The sequence below is a fragment of the Pseudomonas sp. S2_B10 genome, assembly GCF_054668425.1.
Window position 1 is genome coordinate 4,066,965 of record NZ_CP162768.1, and the last position, 25,203, is coordinate 4,092,167.

At 59.6% G+C, this 25,203-nt stretch carries 23 protein-coding genes; 10 read left to right on the top strand and 13 right to left on the bottom strand.

Annotated features, from left to right (window positions below; genetic code table 11):
- Positions 1–7: 7 nt before the first annotated feature.
- The 6 genes from AB4O45_RS18080 to yaaA all read right to left on the bottom strand — a co-directional run bounded on the left by AB4O45_RS18080 (position 8) and on the right by yaaA (position 8,675).
- On the bottom strand, positions 8–1,489 hold the full coding sequence (locus AB4O45_RS18080; protein WP_056783051.1) for an alginate export family protein: 1,482 nt from the start codon (positions 1,487–1,489) through the stop codon (positions 8–10).
- Positions 1,486–2,994, bottom strand: coding sequence for an alginate biosynthesis TPR repeat lipoprotein AlgK (gene algK / locus AB4O45_RS18085; RefSeq protein WP_177342702.1), 1,509 nt, complete (start codon positions 2,992–2,994; stop codon positions 1,486–1,488). The genes AB4O45_RS18080 and algK overlap by 4 nt, the downstream gene beginning before the upstream one ends.
- A gap of 9 nt (positions 2,995–3,003) precedes the next feature.
- The gene (locus AB4O45_RS18090) at positions 3,004–4,173 is read right to left on the bottom strand and encodes an alginate biosynthesis protein Alg44 (RefSeq protein WP_024011680.1); all 1,170 of its coding nucleotides are present in this window, start codon (positions 4,171–4,173) and stop codon (positions 3,004–3,006) included.
- A 35-nt stretch (positions 4,174–4,208) separates the two neighbouring features.
- Positions 4,209–5,690 carry a mannuronan synthase gene (alg8, locus tag AB4O45_RS18095; protein WP_162098720.1) on the bottom strand — a complete coding sequence of 494 codons (1,482 nt, stop codon included), beginning with the start codon at positions 5,688–5,690 and terminating at the stop codon, positions 4,209–4,211.
- Positions 5,691–5,769: 79 nt separating this feature from the next.
- A complete protein-coding gene (locus AB4O45_RS18100) occupies positions 5,770–7,086 on the bottom strand; it encodes a nucleotide sugar dehydrogenase (RefSeq protein ID WP_016771595.1) in 1,317 nt (438 codons plus the stop codon).
- A gap of 809 nt (positions 7,087–7,895) precedes the next feature.
- On the bottom strand, positions 7,896–8,675 hold the full coding sequence (yaaA, locus tag AB4O45_RS18105; RefSeq protein WP_150636190.1) for a peroxide stress protein YaaA: 780 nt from the start codon (positions 8,673–8,675) through the stop codon (positions 7,896–7,898).
- 374 nt (positions 8,676–9,049) lie between these two features.
- Between yaaA and AB4O45_RS18110 the strand changes: the two genes are divergently transcribed.
- The 6 genes from AB4O45_RS18110 to AB4O45_RS18135 all read left to right on the top strand — a co-directional run bounded on the left by AB4O45_RS18110 (position 9,050) and on the right by AB4O45_RS18135 (position 14,307).
- Entirely contained in the window at positions 9,050–10,126 is a 1,077-nt protein-coding gene (locus AB4O45_RS18110) for a polysaccharide deacetylase family protein (protein WP_370695134.1), read from the top strand.
- Between the two features lie 338 nt (positions 10,127–10,464).
- A complete protein-coding gene (locus AB4O45_RS18115) occupies positions 10,465–11,859 on the top strand; it encodes a PhoH family protein (RefSeq protein ID WP_024011685.1) in 1,395 nt (464 codons plus the stop codon).
- A 241-nt stretch (positions 11,860–12,100) separates the two neighbouring features.
- Complete coding sequence (gene moaC, locus AB4O45_RS18120) at positions 12,101–12,574, top strand: cyclic pyranopterin monophosphate synthase MoaC (RefSeq protein ID WP_041479492.1); 474 nt, start codon at positions 12,101–12,103, stop codon at positions 12,572–12,574.
- Positions 12,571–12,813: a MoaD/ThiS family protein gene (locus AB4O45_RS18125; protein WP_024011686.1), complete on the top strand. Its 243-nt coding sequence runs from the start codon at positions 12,571–12,573 to the stop codon at positions 12,811–12,813. The genes moaC and AB4O45_RS18125 overlap by 4 nt, the downstream gene beginning before the upstream one ends.
- Before the next feature lie 2 nt (positions 12,814–12,815).
- The gene (moaE, locus tag AB4O45_RS18130) at positions 12,816–13,268 is read left to right on the top strand and encodes a molybdopterin synthase catalytic subunit MoaE (protein WP_016771590.1); all 453 of its coding nucleotides are present in this window, start codon (positions 12,816–12,818) and stop codon (positions 13,266–13,268) included.
- Between the two features lie 262 nt (positions 13,269–13,530).
- Positions 13,531–14,307 carry an ABC transporter substrate-binding protein gene (locus AB4O45_RS18135; protein WP_460160399.1) on the top strand — a complete coding sequence of 259 codons (777 nt, stop codon included), beginning with the start codon at positions 13,531–13,533 and terminating at the stop codon, positions 14,305–14,307.
- A gap of 101 nt (positions 14,308–14,408) precedes the next feature.
- Here AB4O45_RS18135 and AB4O45_RS18140 read toward each other — a convergent pair whose 3' ends face one another.
- From AB4O45_RS18140 to AB4O45_RS18160, 5 genes are all read right to left on the bottom strand, one after another.
- Positions 14,409–15,035, bottom strand: a complete 627-nt coding sequence (locus AB4O45_RS18140; protein WP_016771588.1) for a helix-turn-helix transcriptional regulator — start codon at positions 15,033–15,035, stop codon at positions 14,409–14,411.
- Between the two features lie 84 nt (positions 15,036–15,119).
- Positions 15,120–16,247, bottom strand: a complete 1,128-nt coding sequence (locus tag AB4O45_RS18145) for an NAD(P)/FAD-dependent oxidoreductase (RefSeq protein ID WP_460160400.1) — start codon at positions 16,245–16,247, stop codon at positions 15,120–15,122.
- A 150-nt stretch (positions 16,248–16,397) separates the two neighbouring features.
- Positions 16,398–17,342 (bottom strand): ornithine cyclodeaminase family protein, encoded by a 945-nt coding sequence (locus tag AB4O45_RS18150; protein WP_252877487.1) that lies wholly within the window; start codon positions 17,340–17,342, stop codon positions 16,398–16,400.
- A gap of 117 nt (positions 17,343–17,459) precedes the next feature.
- Positions 17,460–18,938 (bottom strand): ATP-dependent RNA helicase RhlB, encoded by a 1,479-nt coding sequence (rhlB, locus tag AB4O45_RS18155; protein ID WP_460160401.1) that lies wholly within the window; start codon positions 18,936–18,938, stop codon positions 17,460–17,462.
- A 96-nt stretch (positions 18,939–19,034) separates the two neighbouring features.
- Entirely contained in the window at positions 19,035–19,691 is a 657-nt protein-coding gene (locus AB4O45_RS18160) for an alpha/beta hydrolase (RefSeq protein ID WP_460160402.1), read from the bottom strand.
- Positions 19,692–20,159: 468 nt separating this feature from the next.
- On the opposite strand from AB4O45_RS18160, the gene AB4O45_RS18165 reads away from it, so the two are divergent.
- The 4 genes from AB4O45_RS18165 (at position 20,160) to AB4O45_RS18180 (ending at position 24,322) form a co-directional block, all read left to right on the top strand.
- Complete coding sequence (locus AB4O45_RS18165; protein WP_016771583.1) at positions 20,160–21,191, top strand: amino acid ABC transporter substrate-binding protein; 1,032 nt, start codon at positions 20,160–20,162, stop codon at positions 21,189–21,191.
- A 66-nt stretch (positions 21,192–21,257) separates the two neighbouring features.
- Complete coding sequence (locus tag AB4O45_RS18170; RefSeq protein ID WP_041479500.1) at positions 21,258–22,439, top strand: amino acid ABC transporter permease; 1,182 nt, start codon at positions 21,258–21,260, stop codon at positions 22,437–22,439.
- Positions 22,440–22,449: 10 nt separating this feature from the next.
- Positions 22,450–23,544 (top strand): amino acid ABC transporter permease, encoded by a 1,095-nt coding sequence (locus AB4O45_RS18175; RefSeq protein ID WP_024011693.1) that lies wholly within the window; start codon positions 22,450–22,452, stop codon positions 23,542–23,544.
- Positions 23,545–23,557: 13 nt separating this feature from the next.
- On the top strand, positions 23,558–24,322 hold the full coding sequence (locus tag AB4O45_RS18180) for an amino acid ABC transporter ATP-binding protein (RefSeq protein WP_305382264.1): 765 nt from the start codon (positions 23,558–23,560) through the stop codon (positions 24,320–24,322).
- 57 nt (positions 24,323–24,379) lie between these two features.
- On the opposite strand, the gene AB4O45_RS18185 is transcribed toward AB4O45_RS18180, so the two are convergent.
- Both AB4O45_RS18185 and AB4O45_RS18190 read right to left on the bottom strand, forming a co-directional pair.
- Complete coding sequence (locus tag AB4O45_RS18185; RefSeq protein WP_150636205.1) at positions 24,380–24,868, bottom strand: type II toxin-antitoxin system MqsA family antitoxin; 489 nt, start codon at positions 24,866–24,868, stop codon at positions 24,380–24,382.
- A complete protein-coding gene (locus tag AB4O45_RS18190; RefSeq protein ID WP_071174464.1) occupies positions 24,865–25,176 on the bottom strand; it encodes a type II toxin-antitoxin system MqsR family toxin in 312 nt (103 codons plus the stop codon). Before AB4O45_RS18190 ends, AB4O45_RS18185 begins: the two co-directional genes overlap by 4 nt.
- Positions 25,177–25,203: the final 27 nt, after the last annotated feature.

Here is a 25,203-nt window from a genome sequence, read left to right on the forward strand (position 1 = left end):
GTTTGCATCAGAAGCGCCAGATCACGTCAATGAATGCGCGGTGCATGTAGGAATCAACCTGGCTGCCGTAGGCATCGCCCGGTTTGAACACACCGCCACGGAATCGCACCAGTGCCGAAGGCTCGTCGATCGACTGGCTCAACGCCGCCGGCAACAGGCCTTGCTTGAAGTACTTGGTGACGACCAGGTCCATTTCCTGACCGAGGTCCTTGTTGCCATCTTCAAGCGGCAAGGATGTGCTGGAGAGGATTGCGCCGGTGACGTCGTCGGTGTTGTTTTCCACCGCATTGATGCCGTTGCTGCCGACCGGCTTGTTGCCGTCGACACGCCAGAACTTGTGGTAGATCAGGCTGGCGTCGTACTCGTCGTTGACCATCCAGGAACCGAACAGGGTGGCGGTCTGCATGTTGTTCATTTCGCCACGGAACGCTTCGCCGAAACGGTGCACGCGCGAGCGGGTACCGGTGTAGTTGGAGCGGTTGCTCTCCAGACCGTTCTGTTCGTAATCGGCACTGGCGCGGGCGTATGCACCGCCGACTTGCCACTGCGGATCGAGGCGCAGACGCACGCCGACATCGGCTGCCCAGCCGCTGATGTCATCGCTGCGCTTGGCTTGTGTCGGGCGCGTGCCGTCGGCGTTCAGCGCATTGACCGTGTCGCGGTCGCCGCTCATGCCGGTGATGCTGCCCCAGTAGTTGACGGTGTTGGTGTTGCGCCAGTTGTAGGCGTCGCTGTCGGCAGTCAGTCCGATCCAGCTGATGTCGCCGTTCTCGGTCTTGTCCAGCGAGTCGCGCGGGACGCCCGGCTCGGCGTAATCGAGTTTGCCGTCATCGTGAGTGTGGTGGCCGCGAATGCCGACCCACTGGCCCGGTGTCCACTGGTAAGCAGCGTCGGCGTAGGCGTGCAGGCGATCCTTGTCTTTCGGCGCCAGCTCTTTCAAGTCGGTGCGGTATTCGCTGAAACGCTCGGCAACACCGGCATTGGCGCGCAGCAGGGTGGTGTCGAAGGTCCAGTTCAGCGCTTCGATGTTGGTGTCGCGCCATTGGCCGTCGTCATTGCGCAGACGCTGGCGACCGAACTTGAGCATCTCGCCCGGGTACGGGGTGAGGCCGCTGTAGCCGACCCAGAACTCGCGCATCGCCAGGTAGTTCTTCTTGGTTTTGCGATCACTGTTGTCGGTGGCTTGTTCACCGTCCGATTGTTGCAGGGTGTCGGTCTCGATGATGTCGGTCGAGGTCACTGCCTGACCCATCGCGTAGGCGCTCCACGCGCCGCTTTCGCCGTAGATCCAGGGACGCAGGTCGAGGCCCACGCCATTGACGTCACCGCCGCCGGCAGTGCCGAGGTCACGGTCGTCTTCGGACTGGCCGGTGAGTTTCACTTCCAGACCGAAATTCTTGGTTTCAGTCATCGCAGCCAGTGTCGGGCAAGACCAGAGCAGCGCGAAGGTGAGGCCAATACCGGCCTTCACGAATGGGTTCAGCTTCATAGTTTTTCCTCGCCGTCTTCTTCTTGCAGGGCGTGCAGTTGCAGCGTGTTCGAGTTCAGGGCGCCACGGCTGGCCTGTTCCTGTTGCAACAGGCGGCGGGCTTCGGGCAGGCGCTCGGGCGGCAATTGCGCCTCGAGTGTCGCTGCCAGTTCATCGGCTTGCGGGGTGTTCTGCGCCTTGGCCAGTTGGCTGAATACGTAGGCGTTCAGCGGGTCGGGCTTGGTACCCTTGCCTTGGGAAAACAACTGGGCGATGGCGAAGTCGGCACTGTTCTGGCCGTTGCGCGCAGCGGTCAGCAGGTGGTCCAGAGCCTTCTGCGGATAGACCTTGCCCAGGTAGCCACGACGGTAGATCTGGCCGAGGTAGTAGTCGGCGGCGACTTCGCGGCCAACGGCTTTCTGGAAGTGTTCCTCGGCGACTTTCGCATCGGCCGGGACCATTTTGCCTTCGTAGTAGACCTTGCCCAGCAGCAGTTCGGCGCGCGGCTGGTCGGCGGCGCGACCGTTGTCCAGGTACTTCATCATCTGGTCGACGTCGCCCAGTTCGGGGAAGTCGTAAAGCAGTTGGGCGAGGGTGACCCACGATGCCGGGTAGCCCGGAGCGATCGGCTCGAGCAGCGCCTGCGCGGTTTTTTCGTCAGTCTTGCCCAGGGTCGAATCGGCCAGCACGCGGGCTACGGAGTCGACACGCTGCGCGGTGACGGTGCCACGGCTGTAACCGGCCTGCATCTGCTTGATCAGCTCGGCCTGTTGGTCCGCCTGGCCACGTTTCTGGTAAACGGTGGCCAGTTCGACGTAGCAGATGTCAGTGGTGTTGAGCGCGGCCTTGCAGATCTTTTCCACGTCATCCAGATGCTGGTCGTAAGTGCCCTGGGTGCGATACAGCAGCACCTGCGCCAGGCCCGCTTCCGGGTAGCCCGACTTGCGCCACTGATCGATCTGCTGCTGCGCGTTGATGTTGGGGAAGCTGTGCGGGTATTGCAGGTACAGCATCGCCAGCGGGATCAACGTGTTGCCTTCGCCATTGGCGGCGGCTTTTTTCAGCAGGGTTTCGGCTTCGTGGTGCTCGGCTTCGGTGGAGCCCGGCTTGGCCACCAGCAAACGACCGAGACGTGCCTGGGCACGCGGCGACACGCTGGCCGCTGCGCGGTAAGTCGCCTCGGCCTGTTTCATCTGCGCCGGGTCACGGCTGTCGACCTGGATATCGGCCAGGCCGACTTGCGCCTCGCTATAACCCAGATCGGCCAGTTGCTGGTAATTCTGCGCAGCGGTGGCGGTGTCGCCACGCTTGAGCGCTTCGTTGGCCAGACGCTGATCGGGCAGCCCGGCGCAACCGGCCAGAGAAACTGCCAGTGCCAGCGAGCACACCATCAATCCCATGTGGGAGCGAGCCTGCTCGCGAAGCAGTCGACTCGGTACTTCAGACAAACCGCGCTGGCCCTTTCGCGAGCAGGCTCGCTCCCACAGGGTCGGCGGTGTGTTCAAGTTATGCGTAGTCACAGGCATGTCCTCGACTTAAAGACCGGCAGCCATGGCTTTGTCGATCAGCCAGTTCAGGTTCGGGCCACGGTCGCTGTTCACTTCAACCGGGCGGCCGGCCAGGCTGCTGTCGAGCGGCTCGTCAGGCTGGATCTGCACGCGGATGTCGGAGGACAGGTCGGCGCTCTTCAGGCTCGTGCTGCTGACGATCTTGCCGGTGCGGGTCTTGTCTTCGCCGGCGATCTGGAAGCTCACCGGGGTGCCCGGGCGCACGTCGCCGAACTGGCGATAGGAGAAGCGTGCTTCAACGTTGGCCTGGGTGTTGCGCGGCACCAACTGGAAGATCACGTCGCCCTTGCTCGCGTACTGCCCGTCAGCCACCAGTTGCTGGGCCACGGTGCAGTCGCACGGCGAAGTCAGGGTGCCGGTCATTTGCTTGCCGAACAGTTCTTCAACCTTGGCCGGGGCCAGTTGGTCTTCGGCCAGATGGCCCTTGAGCACGTCGAGCATGCTGGTGCTGAAGGTCGCCAGCGGTGCGCCTTTGGCGGCAACGCCGTCGGACTTGACCAGGCTCTGTACGGTGCCGTCACGCGGCATGGTGATGTTCATCCCCGGCACGCTGACCAGACCGGCCTGCGCGTGGCTGACGAAGTACATGCCGTACACCGACTTGAAGATGAAACCGGCAGCGACCAGACCAACAGCGAAAATACCGGCGCTGAAGGTCACGGCTTTCAGGCGGCCGAACGGGGTCATGCCGGTGTCGTTGGTCTTGTTCTTGCGCGCCTTGGTGAAGTTGTCGCGCTGCAGGGTCGCCAGCACTTCGCCGATGCTGACGATGTCGCCGGCCAGGTGCGAAGTGATCAGGTGGCGCAGGGTGGAAATGTCCTGCGGCTCGAGGTTCTGGAACTGGCAGCCGGCGCGGCCGGTGGCGCGGTCAAAGGAACGCACCTGCAGTTCAACGTCCATGGCCAGGCCGAGGTTGTCGATGACAAATTGCAGACGCGCCTTGTACACCTCGCCGATGGTCAGCGGCATCTGCCCGGCGTTGAACGCCAGACCGCCAGCCGACAGATCGAGGACCCGCGCTTCGAGCGGAGTCCGGTCAGGGCCGAAGAAACGCAGCTTGGCCGGGATTTTCACGCGAGCGTGCTGGCGCTGGGCTTCGGATTCATGCACTACGTTGACGTTGACGGCGGTATTCATAGGGGCGATTTCCTTGTTAATTCAATAGGAGCGGGTCAGACCATCATCAGCAGCACGGCGACAAAAATGCTGCCGGCGGAGAAGGTCATGGTCCGAGACGACCAGGTGTTGAACCAACGTTGAAAGCTGGCGAGATCACGGGTCAGGGATGTGGGCTGGCGAGTCCAGGATTGTTGGTCGAGGCGGAAGAACACGTAGATCTTCACCAGGGCGCCAACGATCTGGTTGTAATACAGAATCGCCGGGTAAGCAGGGCCGATGCGGTGGCCGGAACACGACAGCAACAGCGTCAGGATCAGGCGGGTGATACCGATCCACAGCAGGTACACGAGGATGAACGCGGTGCCGTACTTGAAGCTGGCGATCAGTGCGACGGTCAGGCCGAGCAGCGAGGTCCACATCGACACGCGCTGGTCGAACAGCACCACCGAGGTGAACGCGCCGAGGCGGCGGATACCCAGGCCCAGTGCTCGCGAGTTCTGGCGCAGGTTGTTGCCGTACCAGCGGAACATCAGCTTGCGGCTGGCCTTGATGAAGCTCTTTTCCGGCGGATGCTCAACGGTGTTGATCGCGGCGTCCGGCACGTAGAAGGTGTCGTAACCCAGGCGCATCAGGCTGAACCAGCTCGACTTGTCGTCACCGGTCAGGAACTTGAAGCGGCCCAGACGCCAGTGTTGCAGCGAGTCGCTTTCAACGTCGGCGATGAACTCCGGATTGGTCACCACGGAGGCTTTGAAAACCGACATCCGACCGGTCATGGTCAGTACGCGCTTGGACAGGGCCATCGAGCACATGTTGATGTGGCGCTGGGCGAAACGCAGCTTGTGCCATTCGCTCATGATGTAGCCGCCGCGCACTTCGCAGAACTCGTTGGTGGTCAGGCCGCCGACATTGCCGAACAGCTGGAACCACGGCACGGTCTTGCGCACGACGCCTTCGCCGAGCACGGTGTCGCCGTCGATCACGGCCACCACGGCACGGTCGTCCGGCAGGTGACGGGAGATCGCACGGAAACCGAAGGCCAGACCATCGCGCTTGCCGGTGCCGGGAATGCGCACGAAGTCGAGCTTGACCCGCTCCGGCGGATTCATCCGTGCCCACAGCGCCTTGACCAGCAGCTCGTCGGACATTTCCACGATCGAGCAGACAATGGTGGTCGGCAGTTCGCAGTCGATGGCTTCGCGGATCACCGAGCTGTAGACCTGCGCGGTTGTCAGCGCGTCAATACGAAAGCTGGTGACCATCAGAAACACATGCGACGGATCGGCCGCTTTACCCAGCTTGCGTACTTTGCGACGCAGGTGCGGGTAAACGATGTAGAGAAAAATCATGCCGCGCACAAAGTGCGTTGCACCCATCGAGTAGCGCCAGATACCCACGGCGCCAATCAGGAAAATGAAGTCCTTCGACTCGGAGTCGAATGTGGACGTGGGCAGCATCAAGGCCAGGCCCATCAGCAGACTGAGATAAAAAAGCCAGCCGGCTGATTGCAGAAAAAAATGTTTGAGCTTGGTCATAACCGTCATCCGAAGGTGATGGAGGCTTCAAGCCGCAAGCGTGTTGCTTTTGCTTGCGGCTTGAAGCTTGAGGCTTGCCTTACCAGCAAATGCCTTCGGTGCGGCTACCGGCGCTGGTGGCCTTGGACATGAAGCCCACCAGGTCGATGACTTGCTTGCCCTGCGGCGCTTCCTGGGCCAGCGAACGGAATTTCTCGTCGCGGTTGCCGAGGATGATCACGTCGGAGTTGTCGATCACCGAGTCGAAGTCGGAGTTGAGCAGGGACGATACGTGCGGAATCTTCGATTCGATGTAGTCCTTGTTCGCACCGTGGACACGGGCGTATTCGACGTTGCTGTCGTAGATGCTCAGGTCGTAACCCTTGCCGATCAGCATTTCCGCCAGTTCGACCAGCGGGCTTTCGCGCAGGTCGTCGGTGCCGGCCTTGAAGCTCAGGCCGAGCAGGGCGACTTTGCGTTTTTCATGGCTTTCAACGATGTCGAAAGCGTTCTGCACTTGCGATTCGTTACTGCGCATCAGCGAGTTGAGCAGCGGTGCTTCGACGTCCAGAGAACCGGCGCGGTAGGTCAGCGCACGCACGTCTTTGGGCAGGCACGAACCGCCGAAGGCGAAGCCCGGGCGCATGTAGTACTGGGACAGGTTCAGAGTCTTGTCCTGGCAAACCACTTCCATCACTTCACGACCATCGACGCCGACCGCTTTGGCGATGTTGCCGATCTCGTTGGCGAAGGTCACTTTGGTCGCGTGCCAGACGTTGCAGGTGTACTTGATCATCTCGGCAACGGCGATGTCCTTGCGGATGATCGGGGCGTCGAGTTCTTCGTACAGCGATTGCAGAACGTCGCCCGAGGCGGTATCGAACTCGCCGATAACGGTCATCGGTGGCTGATCGTAGTCAGCGATGGCGGTGGATTCGCGGAGGAATTCCGGGTTGACCGCAACGCCGAAATCGACGCCGGCTTTCTTGCCCGAGCAGTCTTCCAGAATCGGGATGACCACGTTGGCCACGGTGCCTGGCAACACGGTGCTGCGCACGACGATGGTGTGGCGGGTGGTTTTTTCACGCAGGACAAAACCGATCTCGCGGCACACGGCCTCGATGTAGTTCAGTTCCAGGTCGCCGTTCTTTTTGCTTGGCGTGCCGACGCAGATCATCGACAGGTCGGTATCACGAATCGCCTCGGCGAAGTTGGTCGTGCCGCGCAGACGACCGGTCTGGATACCCTGTTGCAACAGTTCACCCAGGCCCGGTTCAACGATCGGCGATTTGCCGGCGTTAATCATGTCGATCTTGTCTTTGGCAACATCGACGCCAACTACGTCATGGCCCCGTGCAGACAGGCAACCGGCACATACTGCGCCAACGTAACCCAAACCAAATATGCTGATGCGCATCGCAATTACCTCTGTATATATCAGGCCTTAGAAGGCCGGAGTTAATGGTGTTCAGCGGTCACTAGTGCACTCGGAAGTGCGGCTTACAGGCGCCACAATGCCGTGTGCAGGCATACAAAGTTCCGAGTGTCTAATAAGTGCACTCAAGATGTGCGCAACTAGGCCTTGTTGTTATGACTTGCCCTGTTATGCAGCCGATCTTCCGTGCGGGAAGACTCTAGTGCAGTCGTGTAGCCTGCTCGACGTCCGGTAGGGGGCCGGTAAATCAAGCAGTTAGGTGCTCAGGCGAGCACGTTTATAGGGGCGCGGCCTTGGCCTTTGTAGGGGATATTAATGGTGCGTATCTCCTGTCCTTCGATTGTTTTGAGACTAGTTAGTCACTCAGGCAAGTTGCTGTGACAACTTGGTTACATGGCTATCAGCTCTGCGTAAGTTATCTCGTACAAACTCGGCGAGAATCGTTACCGGTGGTATGAGCAACGCATTTGGACATAGTTCCAGCCCGCTCATCGTGCCAGCCGAAATTTTTTGAAATATTGATGAAGATGGCACTGGGTGCAAATTGATAGCACTAACGATTTCGCCCTTTAGTTATCGGGGTGAAACCGGGGTCGATAGTTTTGTGCCACTACGGGTAAAAAATTTAGGTGCCACTACTGAAAAAAAACTTCAGTGTCGAGTGAAACTAAAATTAGAAAATAGAGTGTGGTTTTATTGGCGCCATGAATTTGGCGATATGTCGCAGGGGGATTTTGACTTCGGGCGGACTGCACGACTCTGGAGGAAAAGAGTCGTGCAAAGGGCATGCTTTATTCCGGGGCGTGGTCGCGCAAAAACACCAGATTGTCAGGTTTCGATTGTTCGGCGCTGTAGCGATAACCCTGTACATCAAATTGCTTGAGCTGAGCCGGGTCGTTGATGCGTTCCTGGATCACAAAACGGCTCATCAGGCCGCGCGCTTTCTTCGCGTAGAAACTGATGATCTTGTACTGGCCGTTCTTCTGATCCTTGAACTCGGTATTGATGATCCGCGCCTTCAACGCGCTGCGCTTGACCGCAGAAAAGTATTCGTTGGATGCAAGGTTGAGCAGTACGTCATCGCCCTGATCGGCCAGCGCTTCATTCAGCCACTCGCTGATGCGCGTACCCCAGAACGCATACAGATCCTTGCCACGGCCGTTGGCCAGTTTGGTGCCCATTTCCAGGCGATAGGGTTGCATCAGGTCCAGCGGCCGCAGCAGGCCATAAAGGCCGGAGAGCATGCGCAAATGCTTTTGCGCGTAATCGAATTGCGCTTCGCTGAAGGACTGCGCATCCAGGCCGGTGTACACGTCACCCTTGAAGGCGAGCAGGGCCTGCTTGGCGTTTTCCGGGGTGAAGGCGGGTGTCCAGCTGCCGAAACGCGCGGCGTTGAGGCCACCGATCTTGTCGGACACGTGCATCAACTCGCTGATCTGCGCCGGACTTAGCTCGCGCAACTGCTGGATCAATTCCTGGGAATGGTCGAGGTACTGCGGCTGGGTGAAGCGCTGGGTCGCCGGCGGTGTTTCGTAGTCGAGGGTCTTGGCGGGGGAAATCACCATCAGCATGAAGTCGTCTCCTTTAATCGTGGGGGCGATTCTAGGGGGTTGTCCTTGTTGACTCCAGCTATGGGGGTTATAGGTCGGTGCAAGTGCCGGGATTTGCGACGGTTGGTGGATTTTACCCTCACCCCAGCCCTCTCCCAGAGGGAGAGGGGGCCGATGTTCGCTGGCTTCAAATTTGAGTTCGACTCGATAGCTCAGGTAGACGGATATCGAAAGAACCGCTCGGTCAGCTCCCTCTCCCTCTGGGAGAGGGCTGGGGTGAGGGTGACGACCTTGAATCTTGCACATCAGCTATAGTGCCGCGCGGGTTTTGTTATGGAGACATCCCTTTGCGCATTGTTCTTTTATTCACCGCGTGGCTGCTGAGCTTCGGCGCCATGGCGGCGCCCGGTGATGCGGCGACGCTGGATCGCACGACCTGGCCGGAGCAGCTCAGCAACCCGACCCTGTTCGACGTCGCGTCGCGGGCGGAAATCCTCATGTTCGCTCGCGGCCTGCTCGGCACCGAGTCCATCGACGAGGCGGCACTGGCCCAGCGCCTGGGCCTGCGCACGGTCAATATCGATGCGGTCAATCAGCTGCGCCAGCGCCTCTGGCAGCGCTTGCTCGCCAACTACAACCACGCCCAGCAAAGCTGCGATCAGGACGCCTCGTTCTGCTTCCTCGTCGAAGACCTGCCGACCCTGCGCGAGCAGGCGGCCAAGTTCGTCGTCAGCGACGACAGCTATTACACCAAGTGGGCCGAGCCGAGCCGGATCTTCCATTTGCAGTACCTCGACGAGCTGATGCGCAAGGCCGCGCTGTCACCGCAAACCAGTAACGAATTCGATCGTTTCGGCGACTACGAGCGCAACGGCGACGACATGCACGACCGGCTGTTTCTGCTGACGTTCGACAGCGCCGCCAACGTGCAACCGGACAACACCGACTGGCTGACCGAATACCTGCGAAAATCTAATCTGAGCGGGACATTCTTTGTACTGGGCAAGGATATTCAGGCGCGACTCGCTGGCCGTTCGGTCAGCAGCCTGCAGGCGAGTTTCTCCCGGCAGTGCGTTGGCGTGCAGGGCTGGGAGTTCCGCTCTCACAGCCATTGGCAGGACTGGCAGGATTCGGTGCGGCGCAGCGCCGATCTGGTGAAGAACAAACTGCCGGAAAACTACGTGCCGCTGTTCCGTCCGCCGGATGGTCAGCGCCGCAGTGACGCACAAGGTTTCTTCAACAGCCAGGGCCTGCAAGTGGCGCTGTGGGACATCGATGCCCAGGACGGTGCCGGCAAACTCAAAGGCCCGGCGAGCGCGCAGCGGGTGCTGACCCTGATGCTGCTGTGGCGCCACGGGGTGATCAATTTCAACATGAAACAGGATGCGGTGAAGACGTCCCTGCCGTGGCTGATCACCCAGACTGCGCAGAGCGGCATCGGCTGGGAAGACTGTCAGGACGCGTTTCGTTGAGAAACGACAAAAAGCCCGGAAACATTGGGCTTGGGGTGATTTTCAGGAGGAATTCGATGCAGGCGGACTTCCGACTTTAGCGGGGTACGGGGAGTCCGCCAAGGGCTTTTCGTCACTCTGCAAAATAAACTTAAAAAAACCGTCAAAGTGCTTTTTTATGTCATCGGTTTTGGAGTATTACGAAGACAGACCGCCGAAACCTGCGACACAGGTGGCGTCTTCCCAGACTCCTATTGTGTGCAGTTCATCCAGGCCCTCGTGGATGAATTCGGCAGTCACCTCGAGGCGCAGCACTGTCACGGTATTGCGTCGAATGGCTCCCACAAAGGTGACCGAGTATGGATGATCACGGACGCAGCCCTTCCTCCAACCAGCCAATCCTGTATGTACTCGATACCAACGTATTGATTCACGATCCAAATGCCCTGCTGAATTTCGAAGAACACCACGTCGCCATCCCGATGACCGTGCTGGAAGAGCTGGACAAGCTCAAGAGCGGCCATCACAGCGTGGCCGCCGAATGCCGCCAGGCGATCCGCCTGATCGACAAGACCCTGGGCGATGCGTCCCCTGAAGACGTTGAGCTGGGCGTGCCGATCCAGCGTGGCAAGGGCGGGCCGAAGGGCTTGCTGTCAATTCTGATGAGCAAGCAGGCCGAGTCGAACCTGATTCTGCCCGAGCATCTGAACGACAACAAAATCATCAACCAACTGATTGATCTGCATACCCGCGATCCGCAAAAACCGGTGGTGCTGGTCACCAAAGACATCAACATGCGCCTCAAGGCGCGCGCCTGTGGGATCGACGCCGAGGACTACAGCACCGACCAATTGGTCGATGACGTGTCCCTGCTGCCCAACGGCTACCACAACATGACCGGCTCCTTCTGGGACCGCGTGAGCAAGGTCGAAACCCGTCAGGACCACGGCCGCACCTGGCATCAGGTACAACTGATCGACAATCTGCCGGCCGTGCACATCAACGAGTTCATCATCGACGAGCAGGGCTTTGTCGGCTGGATCAAGGAAATCCAGGAAGACCGCCTGCTGATCCTCGACCTGCATCAGGAACCGCTGCTGCATCAGGAGGCCTGGGGGCTGAAGCCGCGCGACATCTATCAGAGTCTGGCCCTGTATGCGCTGCTTGACCCGGACATTCATCTGGTCAACCTGTCCGGCGCCGCCGGTTCCGGTAAAACCATTCTGGCGCTGGCCGCTGCGATCGAGCAGACCATGGTCAGCAAACGTTATCGCCGCATCATCGCCACCCGCAGCGTGCAGGGTCTGGACCAGGAAATCGGCTTCCTGCCCGGCACCGAAGCGGAAAAAATGGAGCCTTGGCTGGGCGCCATCACCGACAACCTCGAAGCCTTGCACATGGATGACGAAAACACCCATGGCAGCGTCGACTACATCCTCAGCAAAGTGCCGTTGCAGTTCAAATCGCTCAACTATATTCGTGGTCGCAGCTTCCAGCAGAGCCTGATCCTGATCGACGAATGCCAGAACCTCACGCCGCATCAGATGAAAACCATCATCACCCGTGCCGGCGCCGGTTCCAAAGTGGTGTGCCTGGGCAACCTGGCGCAGATCGACACCCCATACCTGTCCGCGACCAGCTCCGGGCTGACCTACCTGACCGAACGCTTCAAGGATTTCCCCAACGGTGTGCACATCACCCTGCAAGGGGTGCCTCGCTCGATCCTGGCCGAATACGCCGAATCGCATTTGTAACCCTTCACCCAGAACCGGGCGGCCCTTAAAGCCGCCCGGTTTTTTTTATGGATAAATGCATATCTCCTGTGGGAGCGAGCCTGCTCGCGAATGCGGTGTATCAGTCGACATCTATAGTGAATCTGAATCCGCTTTCGCGAGCAGGCTCGCTCCCACAGGGGGTAACGGTGATTTCATAATCAGTGATGCGGATATCTGACCCACAGGTTTACAATCCACGCTCCTGATCAGGAGTAATCCCGTGCTGACTCATCTCGATTCCCAAGGTCGCGCCAACATGGTCGACGTCACTGAAAAAGCCGTGACGTTCCGTGAAGCGACCGCTCAAGCGCTGGTGCGCATGCTCCCCGCAACCTTGCAGATGATCGTCAGCGGCGGTCATCCCAAGGGTGATGTGTTCGCCGTGGCGCGCATTGCCGGGATTCAGGCGGCGAAGAAGACCAGTGATCTGATTCCCCTGTGCCACCCGCTGATGCTCACCGGCGTCAAAGTCGAACTCAGCGCCGAAGGTGATGACAGCGTGCGTATCGTCGCCCGCTGCAAGCTGTCCGGGCAGACCGGCGTCGAGATGGAAGCGCTGACCGCCGCCAGCGTCGCCGCCCTGACCATTTACGACATGTGCAAAGCCGTCGACCGGGGCATGACCATCGAAAGCGTGCGTCTGCTGGAGAAAGTCGGCGGCAAGAGCGGCCACTTCCAGGCGGAGCAGCCATGAAACTGACCGTGAAATTTTTTGCCCGCTACCGTGAAGCGCTGGGCGTGGATTCGGTTGCGGTTGAAGGCGATTTCGCCACCGTCGATGACGTTCGGGCACTGTTGGCAGAACGTGATGGCGCCGAAGTGCTGAGCGAGCAAAACCTGATGTGCGCACGCAACGAAGACCTCTGCCAGCTCGACGAGCCAGTTGTCGATGGTGATGAAGTGGCGTTTTTCCCCACCGTGACCGGAGGCTGAACATGGCGATTCGCGTGCAGGCCACGCCGTTCGATCCGGGCGCTGAAGTCAATGCGATGCACGCGGCCAATGTCGGTGTGGGCGCGGTGGTGAGCTTTGTCGGTTATGTGCGCGACTTCAACGACGGGCTCGACGTGGCCGGGATGTTCCTCGAACACTATCCGGGCATGACCGAAAAGGCTCTCGGCAAGATCGCTGTCGAAGCCGAGCAGCGCTGGCCGCTGTTGAAACTGGAAGTGCTGCACCGCATCGGCGCGCTGGAACCGGGCGAACCGATCGTCTTCGTCGGCGCCGCCAGCGCCCACCGCCAGGCCGCGTTCGATGCCTGCGCCTTCGTCATGGACTACCTGAAAACCCGCGCGCCGTTCTGGAAAAAAGAGAACACCAGTGACGGCCCGCGTTGGGTCGAAGGGCGCGACAGTGATCATGCCGCCGCTGATCGCTGGAAAAAGTAATTCCTGTAGCGCCCTCCGGTCAGTCTTCGCGAGCAGGCTCGCTCCCACAATTGGAATGCGTTTCCCTGTGGGAGCGAGCCTGCTCGCGAAGGCGTCATCAGCGACACCGAAAATCCTCCCCTCTCGACCCGGTTGACGATTTGTACCTGTGAGTCCAGTATGGATTTCCAAGTACACAAAAGCTTCTGTCTTGCCGCTATCAGCTTGCCGCTTGTAGTTGCTCTTCTTCGCCAAACCAACAACAACCCGCGAGAGAACGAACATGAAGAAACTTCCCCTCATCACCGGTCTGGCTCTCAGTCTGCTGGCCTGCTCCAGCGTCTTCGCCGCCGAGAAAACCCTGCGTATCGGCATCGAAGCGGCCTATCCGCCGTTCGCTTCGAAAACCGATAAAGGTGAAATCGTCGGTTTCGACTACGACATCGGCAATGCCCTGTGTGCGCAGATGAAGGTCAAGTGCGTGTGGGTTGAAGGTGAGTTCGACGGGCTGATTCCTTCGCTGAAAGTGAAGAAGATCGACATGGCGCTGTCGTCGATGACCATCAACGAAGATCGCAAGAAGTCGGTGGATTTCAGCCACAAGTACTATTTCACTTCTTCGCGTCTGGTCATGAAGGAAGGCGCTACGGTGGATGATCAGTACGCCAGCCTCAAAGGCAAGAACGTCGGCGTGCAGCGCGCGACCACCACCGATCGTTATGCCACCGAGGTGTTCGAACCCAAGGGCATCAACGTCAAGCGCTACAGCAACAACGAAGAAATCTACATGGACCTGGCGGCGGGGCGCCTTGATGCGATTTTTGCCGACACCATTCCGCTCAATGACTTCCTGTCGATGCCGCGCGGTAAGGGTTACGCGTTTGTCGGGCCGGAGCTGAAGGATCCGAAGTACGTCGGCGAGGGCGCGGGGATTGCTGTGCGCAAGGGCAATGCTGAGCTGGTCAGCCAGTTGAACAGCGCCATCGACGGGATTCGCGCGAATGGCGAGTACCAGAAGATTTCCGAGAAGTATTTCAAGACCGATATCTACGGCGATTGATCAAGCGCTTTCGCGAGCAGGCTCGCTCCCACAGGGGTAACGCATTCCAAATGTGGGAGCGAGCCTGCTCGCGAAGAGGCCAGCGCTAGCGATGCAAATCTTCAGCCCTTCAATTCCTTCAAATGTTTGTACACCGTCGCCCGCCCCATGTTCAGCACATTGGCCACGTAGTTCGAGGCGCTCTTGCCCTTGAACGCGCCCTCGGCGTGCAGCGCCAGCACCAGTTCGCGTTTGTGGTCACGAGTCAGCAGATTCAGGCTCAACTGCCGCTCGCGCAACCAGGCGTGGAGGAAGGTGTTGATGCGTTCCTGCCAGTCATCACGGAACAGCGAGTCCGGCTGCGGAATCAGCTTGCTCGGCGAGAGAAACAGATCCAGCGCCGCTTTGGCGTTCTCGAACAGGGAAATATTCAGGTTGATGCACAGCACCGCCAGCGGCCGACTTTCGCTGTCACGCAGCACGGTGCTGAGGCTGCGAATTTTCTGACCGTCCCAGTTGAGCTTTTCGTACGGGCCGATGTTCCTGTCGCTGACATCCTCGCTGAGCATGTCTTCCAGTGACGAGTCGTCGCCGATCTCGCGCTTGGACAAGTTGTTGGCGATGTAGTCGACCTTCTGCGTGCGCAGGTCGTGCAGCACCACCTCGGCATGTGGAAAGAACAGCGTGGCGATGGCGTCGGCGATGGCGCGGAAGTTATCCAGCGCCGGGTCGAATTCAGGGGCAGTCATGACAGTGGAGCTCCAGGCAGCGTCAGCGCCCCTTGTGCCGGGGCGCTGCGAGTGTGCCGCAATCTTTTCGACGAGTCGATGCGATCAAGCCAGTCGGGCCGGGGAGAGCATGGCGCTGTCCAGACCGAATTGATGCAGGTGCTCGGGGAATGGCTCGCCGCGCACCAGCGCCGCACTGGCCTGGCCCATCGCCGGCGACGTCTGAATGCCGTAGCCGCCCTGCGCGGCGACCCAGAACAGCCCTGGCACCTGCGGATCAAAGCCGCTGAGCAAATCACCGTCGGCAACGAAACTGCGCAGACCGGCCCAGGTGCGGGTCGGACGGCGGATGGTCAGCGTGGTGGCCTCTTCGATCTGATAAATGCCCATGGCGATGTCGAGTTCTTCCGGCTGCACATCGTGCGGTTCGACCGGATCGGCGTTGGCCGGCGAGCCGAGGAACATGCCGGCGTCGGGCTTCATGTAGAAGGATTCGTCGAGGCTGACCAGCATTGGCCAATGATGAGTGTCAACGCCTTCCGGGCCGGCAAAGATAAATGCGGCGCGGCGTTTCGCTTGCAGACCCAGCGGCTGCGCACCGGCCAGGGCAGCGATCTTGTCGGCCCAGGCACCGGCGGCATTGATAAGCACCGGTGCGGTGAATGTCTCGCCGTTGGTCTGCACGATCCACAGGCCATCGGCATCGCGGCTCAAGCCGAGCACTTCGCAATCGGTGCGCACTTCGCCGTGGTTGCGCCGGATGCCGCGCAGGTAGCCTTGATGCAGCGCGTCGGTGTCGATGTCGCAGGCCGATGGGTCGTAGATCGCGCCGTGGACTTTTTCCCGGCGCAGGATCGGCAGACGCGCGCAGGCTTCGTCGGCGCTGAGCAGTTGCATCTGCGGCACCGTGGCTTTGGCGCTGAGGTATTGATTGTTCAGTTCGGCGGGATCACCGATGAAGTCGACGGTCATTTCGCCGCGCGGAGTCAGCAGCGGGTGCTCGCAAAAGCCGCTCGGAGGACTGTCGAAAAACGCGCGGCTCGCCTGAGTCAGTGCGCGGACCTGTGCGGTGCCGTAGGCGGCGGTGTACAGCGCGGCGGAGCGACCGGTGGAGTGATAGCCGGGATGGGTTTCACGCTCGAGCACGATCACTTTGCCGTGCGGCGCCAGCCAGAACCCGGTGGAAGCGCCGGCAATCCCGCCGCCGATGATGATGAAATCTGCGTGGCTCATGTAGGTCTCCAGTGGGTACGCAATATCAAGGCGTTCGCTAGTCCCTTGTGGGAGCGAGCCTGCTCGCGAAAGCGGTGTATCAGTCGACATCTTCGCTGAATGTCAGACCGCATTCGCGAGCAGGCTCGCTCCCACAGGGGATTTTTGGCGTTAGTGGGTTAAGTGATAAACCGCATTGGCGAGGGCAATATCTTCCAGGCCCAAGCCGATTGAACGGAAGAACACGTGACGGTCGTAACCCGGGCGCGGCACTTTTTCGCTGAGCAAGTCGGCGAGGTCGCCGACAATCGAATCCTTGTTCCAGCCATGCTGTTCGGCGGCAATCAGCATCTCACCTGCCGAACCCGGCGTGGTCAGACGATAGTCGCAGAACACCTGCATGTCGTTGAGACTTTGCGGCGGTACTTCATGGGCGCGCGGGGCGTTGGTGCTGATCGAGGTGATCAGCGCCGGTTTGCTTAACGTTGCAGGATCGATCACCGGCCCGGCCGACGAGGTGCAGAGCATGATCACATCCGCATCGGCGGTGACGGTCTCAAGGCTGTCGGCAATCTTCACTGACGGCACAATGCACTTCAACTCGGCCTGTGTTTGCGCATCTTCCAGCAGCGACGGCGAATACAGGCTGATGCTCTTCCAGTCGCGCAGCGCTTTGGCGTAGTGCAGATGCGCTTGAGCAACCTTGCCGCTGCCGATGATCGCCAGTCGCTGGGCATTCAACGGGGCGAGGGCGTCGACCGCCACGGCCGTGGTCGCGGCGGTGCGCGCGGTGGTCAGTTCGCCGGCATCACAGAGCAGCAGCGGCTGGCCGGTTTTCATCGACATCAACAATGTCCATGCCGTCACCAGCGCACCCTGCTCACGGACGATGTACGGCGAAGTCTTCACTCCGTACACGCCGTCCTCGGCCAGTACACCCAAGTAGTTGATGAAGTCGCCGGCACCCTGCGGAAACTCGACCCATTGCTGCGCCGGCTGCACGGCGTTCCCGGCCGCCAGATCGCGGAACAGCTTGCGCAGGATTTGCGGAACATCGATACGCGCCAACAGTTCATGGGCCTGGGCTTGATCGATCACATAGGGCGTACTGGACATTTCGCGCTCCGAAACTAAACTTATTTTTCCATTATGGACTTTTAGTTCTGGCGAGCAACCATCGGGCCTAAAAAAAGCGCAGTCCGTTTCCGGCTGCGCTTTTTCATATGGCGGGGCTTACTGCGGACGCTTGCGCTCAACCGCACGCAGCAGATGCGTCGGCGGGGTTTCACAGCTGATCTTGCGACCAAGCTTTTCTTCGATCGACGGCAACTGGTAAGAGTCGTCCTCGCCGGCAAAGCTGATCGACACGCCATCGGCGCCGGCACGACCGGTACGGCCAATGCGGTGCACGTAATCGTCCGGGACTTCCGGCAGGGTGAAGTTGATCACGTGGCTGATGCCGTCGATGTGGATGCCGCGACCGGCGACATCGGTGGCCACCAGCACGCGGATCTTGCCTTCGCGGAAACCTTCCAGAGTCTTGATGCGCTTGTGTTGCGGCACGTCGCCGGACAGCTGCGCGGCGTTGATGCCATCACGCACCAGACGCTCTTCGATGCGGCGTACTTCGTCCTTGCGGTTGGCAAACACGATGACTCGCTCCCAACCGTTATCGTTGACCAGGTTGTAGAGCAGCTTGTATTTGTCGGCAGCGGCCACGGCGTAGATGTGCTGCTCGACGTTCTCGTTGGCGACGTTGGTGATTTCGATTTCGACAATCGCCGGGTCGGTGGTCCATTGCTTGGCCAGATTCATCACGTCTTCGGTGAAGGTCGCGGAGAACAGCAGGGTCTGGCGCTCGGACTTCGGCGGGGTCTGGCGAATGATCTGCCGTACCTGCGGGATGAAACCCATGTCGAGCATGCGGTCGGCTTCGTCCAGGACCATCACTTCGACCATGTCCAGGTGCACGTCGCCGCGCTGGTTGAAGTCGAGCAAGCGGCCCGGCGTGGCGACGAGGATGTCGCAATGCCGCGCTTCGAGGTGCTTGAGCTGTTTGTCGAAGTCCATGCCGCCGACGAACGTCATGACATTGAGGCCGGTGTATTTGGTCAGGTCAGCGGCGTCCTTGGCGATCTGCACCACCAGTTCGCGGGTCGGCGCGATGATCAGCGCACGCGGCTCGCCCATATAGCGCTCTTTCGGCGGCGGCGTCTGCAGCAACTGGGTGATGATCGAGATCAGGAACGCGGCGGTCTTGCCGGTGCCGGTCTGCGCGCGGCCAATGGCGTCTTTGCCGGCGAGGGTGAAGCCCAGCACCTGCGCCTGGATCGGCGTGCAGTACGGAAAGCCCAGGTCCTGGATGGCGTGCATCAGTTCCGGGGCAAGCTTGAAATCGTGAAAGCGGGTTTTGCCTTCCTGTGGCTCGACGACGAAGTCTTCGAGTTTCCATGGAATGACCGGTGCCTTGGGCTTCGGTTCGCGGCGCGGTCTGGCCGATTTCGGCGCTTCGCCGGGTGCAGGCTCTACGGCCATTGGCGCGGCCGCAGCGGGTTTTTCTTCGGGCTTCGGTGCGGCTGCGGGAGCGGGGCGGTCGGCCTGCGGGGCATCGGCGCGATGACCGGGGGCGTGCGACGGCGCACTGGGAACTGGCGCGAGCTGCTCAGCCTCGCTTTTACCGAACATTTTCTTGAGTGCTTTGAGCACGGTCATCTCATCAATTGGTTAAGGAATGTACGCCGGCCAGTGTAATGCAAGAATCGGGCGCGGCGTAGTAGGAGGGATCAATGGGCAGGGATTGGTCGACAATCAGCGCAGCCGTTCGCTCAACCAGACACCAATGTCGCGAATCTCTTCAGGTAACACTTCGTGCTCCATTGGGTATTCCTGCCATGTCACGGTGACACCATGCTTCTTCAAATGCTCGTAAGCACTGCGGCCCATCGAGTTCTGCACCACGTTATCGAACTGGCCGTGCAGCGAGAGCACCGGAATGCGCTGCTGGCTGGCGGATAACTCCAGTTCGTCGCTGAACGTCGGTGCGTAAGTCGACAACGCCAGCACGCCACCCAACGGCCCCTGCCACTTCAGAAATGCGGTGTGCAATACCACCGCGCCGCCCTGGGAAAACCCGGCGAGAAAAATCCGCGAGGCGTCTATTCCGCTGGCGCGCTCGGCTTCAATCAGTTCGATGATGCGCTCTGCCGAAGCTTCCAACTGGTCACGGTCGATCGCCCGGGCCGGGCTCATGGCCTTGATGTCGTACCAGCTGGGCATGGCATATCCGCCATTTATCGTCACTGGACGCGTCGGCGCCTGCGGCAGCACAAAACGCGTGCTCAGCAGGATTTCCTGCAACGCCTCGGCCACCGGCAGGAAGTCGTAACGGTCGGCGCCGAGGCCGTGCAGCCAGATCACGCAGGCGTCTGCGGGCTTAACAGGCTGAAGAATCAAGGGCTCGGTCATGTCTGCTCCAAAAATGTGCGGGCGCTCTCATTGAGTGCGTGATTGAAGTGCGCGCCCGGTTGATCCGTTAACAAGATGTCGCAAGGTTACAAGTTTAGCTATTGACGTGTCGCGCAATCACTTTCGCAAGCGGTGTGGTACGGCGTTTGCTATGGAGGTTTGCGTACGAAGCGTCCTACGCGTGGCGGTAACACTATCAGTGTCAGTCGCGCGATGGGATAGCAACGAATCCGGTGATGGATGTTCGCCAATGGCCGCTACGGGCTTAGCGAACGTGAAAGGGCTACAGCCCGTTCGGCCGATTGGTGAGAAGTGAGTGATCCATGATGTGGATTTTCTCCTACTAGACTCATAGCGAAGGTCTTACGTCGGTTGACCCCAAAAAAAGCCAACACGGGTCAACAACGCCTCAAAAGGGTGCGACAGGACTCAAGCTCCGACACAACAAGAGCAAAACTGGAGGTTTGAATGAAGATGTTGAAATCCACTCTGGCGGTCGTGACTGCTGCAGCAGTACTCGGCGTCAGCGGGTTCGCTCAGGCGGGTGCAACCCTGGATGCGGTACAGAAAAAAGGTTTCGTGCAGTGTGGCGTGAGCGACGGTCTGCCGGGCTTCTCGGTACCGGATGCGACCGGCAAGATTCTCGGCATCGATGCTGACGTCTGCCGCGCTGTGGCGGCAGCCGTTTTCGGCGACGCCAACAAGGTCAAGTTCAGCCAGTTGAACGCCAAGGAGCGCTTCACCGCGCTGCAATCCGGCGAGATCGACATCCTGTCGCGCAACACCACCATGACCAGTTCCCGTGACGCGGGCATGGGCCTGAAATTCCCGGGCTTCATCACCTACTACGACGGCATCGGCTTCCTGGTGAACAACAAGCTGGGCGTGAAAAGTGCCAAAGAGCTCGACGGCGCGACCATCTGCATCCAGGCCGGTACCACCACCGAACTGAACGTTTCCGACTACTTCCGTGGCAACGGTCTGAAATACACCCCGATCACCTTCGACACCTCCGATGAAAGCGCCAAGTCGCTGGAATCCGGTCGTTGCGACGTGCTGACCTCCGACAAGTCCCAGCTGTTCGCCCAGCGCAGCAAGCTGGCCTCGCCGAAGGACTACGTGGTTCTGCCGGAAACCATTTCCAAAGAACCACTGGGTCCGGTCGTACGTAACGGCGACGACGAGTGGCTGGCCATCGTGCGTTGGGTCGGCTACGCGCTGCTCAATGCTGAAGAAGCTGGCATCACTTCGAAGAACGTCGAAGCTGAAGCCAAGTCCACCAAGAACCCGGACGTGGCCCGTATGCTCGGTGCTGACGGCGAATACGGCAAAGACCTGAAACTGCCGAAAGACTGGGTTGTGCAGATCGTCAAGCAGGTCGGCAACTACGGCGAAATCTTCGAGAAAAACCTCGGCAAGAGCACTCCGCTGGAAATCGACCGTGGCCTGAACGCCCTGTGGAACAACGGCGGCATTCAGTACGCACCACCAGTGCGCTAATGGTTCTATCGCCCGGCGGGCCAACCGCCGGGTGATGTTCTTGTTCCATTTCTTCCGGGGCACTTCATGCAAAATTCTATCGGCGCACCAAAGCAGAGGCTCAGCCTCAGCGATCCACGAGTGCGTGCGTGGCTATTCCAGATCATCACCGTTGTGGCGGTGATCTCGCTTGGCTGGTACCTGTTCGACAACACGCAAACCAACCTTCAGCACCGGGGTATCACTTCCGGTTTCAGCTTTCTGGAGCGCAGTGCCGGGTTCGGCATCGCTCAAACCCTGATCGACTACACCGAAGCGGACAGCTACGCGCGGGTGTTTGTCATCGGCCTGCTCAACACCCTGTTGGTGACCTTTATCGGCGTGATCCTGGCGACGATCCTCGGTTTCATCGTCGGCGTGGCGCGGCTGTCGCAGAACTGGATCATCGCCAAACTGGCGACGGTGTATGTGGAAGTGTTCCGCAACATTCCGCCACTGCTGCAGATCCTGTTCTGGTACTTCGCGGTGTTCCTGACCATGCCGGGGCCGCGTAACAGCCACAACTTCGGCGACACCTTCTTCGTCAGCAGCCGTGGCCTGAACATGCCGGCCGCACTCGCCGCTGACGGCTTCTGGGCGTTCGTGATCAGCATCGTGCTGGCCATCGTCGGCATCGTGCTGATGTGCCGCTGGGCCAACAAGCGTTTCGAAGAAACCGGCGTACCGTTCCACAAGTTCTGGACCGGCCTGGCAATTGCGCTGGTGATCCCGACCTTGTGCGCGCTGATCTTCGGCGCTCCGTTGCACTGGGAAATGCCCGAGCTCAAGGGCTTCAACTTTGTCGGTGGCTGGGTGCTGATCCCGGAACTGCTGGCGTTGACCCTGGCGCTCACTGTGTACACCGCAGCGTTCATCGCCGAGATCGTGCGTTCCGGGATCAAGTCGGTCAGCCACGGTCAGACCGAAGCGGCGCGTTCCCTCGGCCTGCGCAACGGCCCGACCCTGCGCAAGGTGATCATCCCGCAAGCCCTGCGCGTGATCATTCCGCCGCTGACCAGCCAATACCTCAACCTGGCGAAAAACTCTTCGCTGGCAGCCGGTATCGGTTATCCGGAAATGGTTTCGCTGTTCGCGGGCACGGTGCTCAATCAGACCGGGCAGGCCATCGAAGTGATTGCCATCACCATGAGCGTGTACCTGGCGATCAGTATCAGCATTTCCCTGCTGATGAACTGGTACAACAAGCGCATTGCGCTGATCGAGCGGTAAGGAAAAGCGCATGAGTACTCATACTTTCAAACCCGACATGCCTCCACCGAACAGCAGTATCGGCGTGGTGGCGTGGATGCGCGCGAACATGTTCTCCAGCTGGCTCAACACCCTGCTGACGCTGTTTGCGTTCTACCTGATCTACCTCGTCGTGCCACCGATCCTCAGTTGGGCGATTGTCGACGCCAACTGGGTCGGCACCACGCGCGCCGACTGCACCAAGGAAGGCGCCTGCTGGGTGTTCATTCAGCAGCGTTTCGGCCAGTTCATGTACGGCTACTACCCGACCGAACTGCGCTGGCGCGTCGACCTGACCGTGTGGCTGGCGGTCATCGGCGCAGCACCGTTGTTCATCTCGCGCGTGCCGCGTAAAGCGGTGTACGGCCTGAGCTTCCTGGTGCTGTACCCGATCATCGCCTTCATCTTGTTGCACGGCGGTTTCGGTCTGACCACCGTGCCGACCAGCCAGTGGGGTGGCCTGATGCTGACCCTGGTGATCGCCACCGTCGGCATCGCCGGAGCATTGCCGCTGGGCATCGTGCTGGCGCTGGGACGGCGTTCCAATATGCCGGCGATTCGTGTGGTCTGCGTGACCTTCATCGAGTTCTGGCGCGGCGTGCCGTTGATCACGGTGCTGTTCATGTCCTCGGTAATGCTGCCGCTGTTCCTGCCTGAAGGCATGAACTTCGACAAGCTGCTGCGGGCGCTGATCGGCGTGATCCTGTTCCAGTCAGCCTACGTCGCCGAAGTGGTGCGCGGTGGTCTGCAAGCGATTCCCAAAGGGCAGTACGAAGCGGCTGCAGCGATGGGCCTCGGTTACTGGCGTTCGATGGGCCTGGTGATTCTGCCGCAAGCCCTGAAGCTGGTGATCCCGGGCATCGTCAACACGTTCATTGCGCTGTTCAAGGACACCAGCCTGGTGATCATCATCGGCCTGTTCGACCTGCTCAACAGCGTCAAGCAAGCCGCCGCCGACCCGAAATGGCTGGGCATGGCCACCGAAGGCTACGTGTTCGCCGCCCTGGTGTTCTGGATTTTCTGTTTTGGTATGTCGCGCTATTCCATGCATCTGGAACGCAAGCTCGACACTGGCCACAAGCGTTAGGAGTTCTCTGTAAATGAGCGAAGCAATCAAAAAGCCTCTGGGTCCGGAAGGCATCATCCAGATGCAGGGCGTGAACAAGTGGTACGGCCAGTTTCACGTGCTGAAAGACATCAACCTCAATGTCAAACAAGGCGAGCGTATCGTCCTGTGCGGCCCGTCGGGTTCCGGCAAATCGACGACGATTCGTTGCCTTAATCGCCTGGAAGAACACCAGCAGGGCCGCATCGTCGTCGACGGCGTGGAACTGACCAACGACCTCAAGCAGATCGAAGCGATCCGCCGCGAAGTCGGCATGGTGTTCCAGCACTTCAACCTGTTCCCGCACCTGACCATTTTGCAGAACTGCACCCTGGCGCCGATGTGGGTGCGCAAGATGCCCAAGCGCAAGGCCGAAGAAATCGCCATGCATTACCTGGAGCGCGTACGCATTCCGGAGCAGGCGCACAAATATCCGGGGCAGCTTTCCGGCGGTCAGCAACAGCGTGTGGCGATCGCCCGCGCCTTGTGCATGAAGCCGAAAATCATGCTGTTCGACGAGCCGACTTCAGCGCTTGACCCGGAGATGGTGAAAGAGGTTCTGGACACCATGATCGGTCTGGCCGAAGACGGCATGACCATGCTCTGCGTGACCCACGAAATGGGCTTCGCCCGCACCGTGGCCAACCGCGTGATCTTCATGGACAAGGGCGAAATCGTTGAGCAGGCCGCGCCGAACGACTTCTTCGACAATCCGCAGAATGATCGGACCAAGTTGTTCTTGAGTCAGATTTTGCATTGATGCCCGTCAGGCACTGAAACAAACCCGGACTCAGTTCCGGGTTTGTTTTATCTGGGCTCATCTGGCCAGAACAGGTTCCCGCTCCGGGTAACGAGTTTCCAGAAGTTGTTTGAGACCGTCGTCTGCGTGAAGTGCCTGAATTTCCTCTAGCAGATCGGGATGACGATCCAGAAGCCGCATCAGTGTGAACAACGGCTGCGGCGGAGCCAGTTCGCCGCGTTCATATCGTGAAAACGCATTATGCCCACCTCCTGACAGCCACTTCACCGCACTTCTTTGAGTGAGATGGAGCTTTCGGCGAATACGCTTCATTTCGGTACCGATCAGCCGAAGTACGTCTTCGAGTAATTGATCGCCGGCATCTACGTAGCGCTCGGCACTGTCGGTACCACTGTCAAAAATGATTTCGCCACAGACCCTGCACTCCCAGCCGGCGAGAAGGTGTACGGGCCGCGAAAACTGTTTGTAATTGACGTCGAGACTGCGATCTTGAAAGTGGTGCATTGCGTGTTCGGTGCCGCAACTCAGGCATTGCCTCTTGCTCATGTGTTTTTCTCCTTGAAGGAGATCACCGGAGAACCACCGCTCGTGCAGTAGGTCACTTTGATGTAGATCTCCCGATTTCGAAACGATACGTGATAGACGTCGTGCCAGTTACGATGGTTGGAATAAGAGGTCATGGATTTGTAGAGCATCCGCCGCTCAAGCGTTGCCACAACCTGCATCATCACTTTCCATGACATGCCCATGTCCCGGCCTGTCTCAAGTGCATAACGTGTAAAGGCTTCTTTGCCTCGTCTAATTACTTCGGCCTTCACGACTGCCAAGTCGTAATGGGGTGTGTTCTTTTCCATAAGAAGCCAAAACCCTGTCCCTGAAAT

Excerpts from the sequence above, each read along its gene's own strand:
- AB4O45_RS18135 (WP_460160399.1), top strand. The coding sequence starts at position 13,531 with ATGAAGAAACTTCCCCTCATCACCGGTCTGGCTCTCAGTCTGCTGGCC.
- moaE (WP_016771590.1), top strand. The coding sequence starts at position 12,816 with ATGGCGATTCGCGTGCAGGCCACGCCGTTCGATCCGGGCGCTGAAGTC.
- AB4O45_RS18115 (WP_024011685.1), top strand. The coding sequence starts at position 10,465 with ATGGATGATCACGGACGCAGCCCTTCCTCCAACCAGCCAATCCTGTAT.
- AB4O45_RS18180 (WP_305382264.1), top strand. The coding sequence starts at position 23,558 with ATGAGCGAAGCAATCAAAAAGCCTCTGGGTCCGGAAGGCATCATCCAG.
- AB4O45_RS18165 (WP_016771583.1), top strand. The coding sequence starts at position 20,160 with ATGAAGATGTTGAAATCCACTCTGGCGGTCGTGACTGCTGCAGCAGTA.
- AB4O45_RS18185 (WP_150636205.1), bottom strand. The coding sequence starts at position 24,868 with ATGAGCAAGAGGCAATGCCTGAGTTGCGGCACCGAACACGCAATGCAC.
- algK (WP_177342702.1), bottom strand. The coding sequence starts at position 2,994 with ATGCCTGTGACTACGCATAACTTGAACACACCGCCGACCCTGTGGGAG.
- AB4O45_RS18170 (WP_041479500.1), top strand. The coding sequence starts at position 21,258 with ATGCAAAATTCTATCGGCGCACCAAAGCAGAGGCTCAGCCTCAGCGAT.
- AB4O45_RS18125 (WP_024011686.1), top strand. The coding sequence starts at position 12,571 with ATGAAACTGACCGTGAAATTTTTTGCCCGCTACCGTGAAGCGCTGGGC.
- AB4O45_RS18190 (WP_071174464.1), bottom strand. The coding sequence starts at position 25,176 with ATGGAAAAGAACACACCCCATTACGACTTGGCAGTCGTGAAGGCCGAA.
- AB4O45_RS18140 (WP_016771588.1), bottom strand. The coding sequence starts at position 15,035 with ATGACTGCCCCTGAATTCGACCCGGCGCTGGATAACTTCCGCGCCATC.
- AB4O45_RS18090 (WP_024011680.1), bottom strand. The coding sequence starts at position 4,173 with ATGAATACCGCCGTCAACGTCAACGTAGTGCATGAATCCGAAGCCCAG.
- yaaA (WP_150636190.1), bottom strand. The coding sequence starts at position 8,675 with ATGCTGATGGTGATTTCCCCCGCCAAGACCCTCGACTACGAAACACCG.
- alg8 (WP_162098720.1), bottom strand. The coding sequence starts at position 5,690 with ATGACCAAGCTCAAACATTTTTTTCTGCAATCAGCCGGCTGGCTTTTT.
- AB4O45_RS18110 (WP_370695134.1), top strand. The coding sequence starts at position 9,050 with ATGGCGGCGCCCGGTGATGCGGCGACGCTGGATCGCACGACCTGGCCG.
- AB4O45_RS18150 (WP_252877487.1), bottom strand. The coding sequence starts at position 17,342 with ATGTCCAGTACGCCCTATGTGATCGATCAAGCCCAGGCCCATGAACTG.
- AB4O45_RS18145 (WP_460160400.1), bottom strand. The coding sequence starts at position 16,247 with ATGAGCCACGCAGATTTCATCATCATCGGCGGCGGGATTGCCGGCGCT.
- rhlB (WP_460160401.1), bottom strand. The coding sequence starts at position 18,938 with ATGACCGTGCTCAAAGCACTCAAGAAAATGTTCGGTAAAAGCGAGGCT.
- AB4O45_RS18160 (WP_460160402.1), bottom strand. The coding sequence starts at position 19,691 with ATGACCGAGCCCTTGATTCTTCAGCCTGTTAAGCCCGCAGACGCCTGC.
- AB4O45_RS18175 (WP_024011693.1), top strand. The coding sequence starts at position 22,450 with ATGAGTACTCATACTTTCAAACCCGACATGCCTCCACCGAACAGCAGT.
- AB4O45_RS18080 (WP_056783051.1), bottom strand. The coding sequence starts at position 1,489 with ATGAAGCTGAACCCATTCGTGAAGGCCGGTATTGGCCTCACCTTCGCG.
- AB4O45_RS18100 (WP_016771595.1), bottom strand. The coding sequence starts at position 7,086 with ATGCGCATCAGCATATTTGGTTTGGGTTACGTTGGCGCAGTATGTGCC.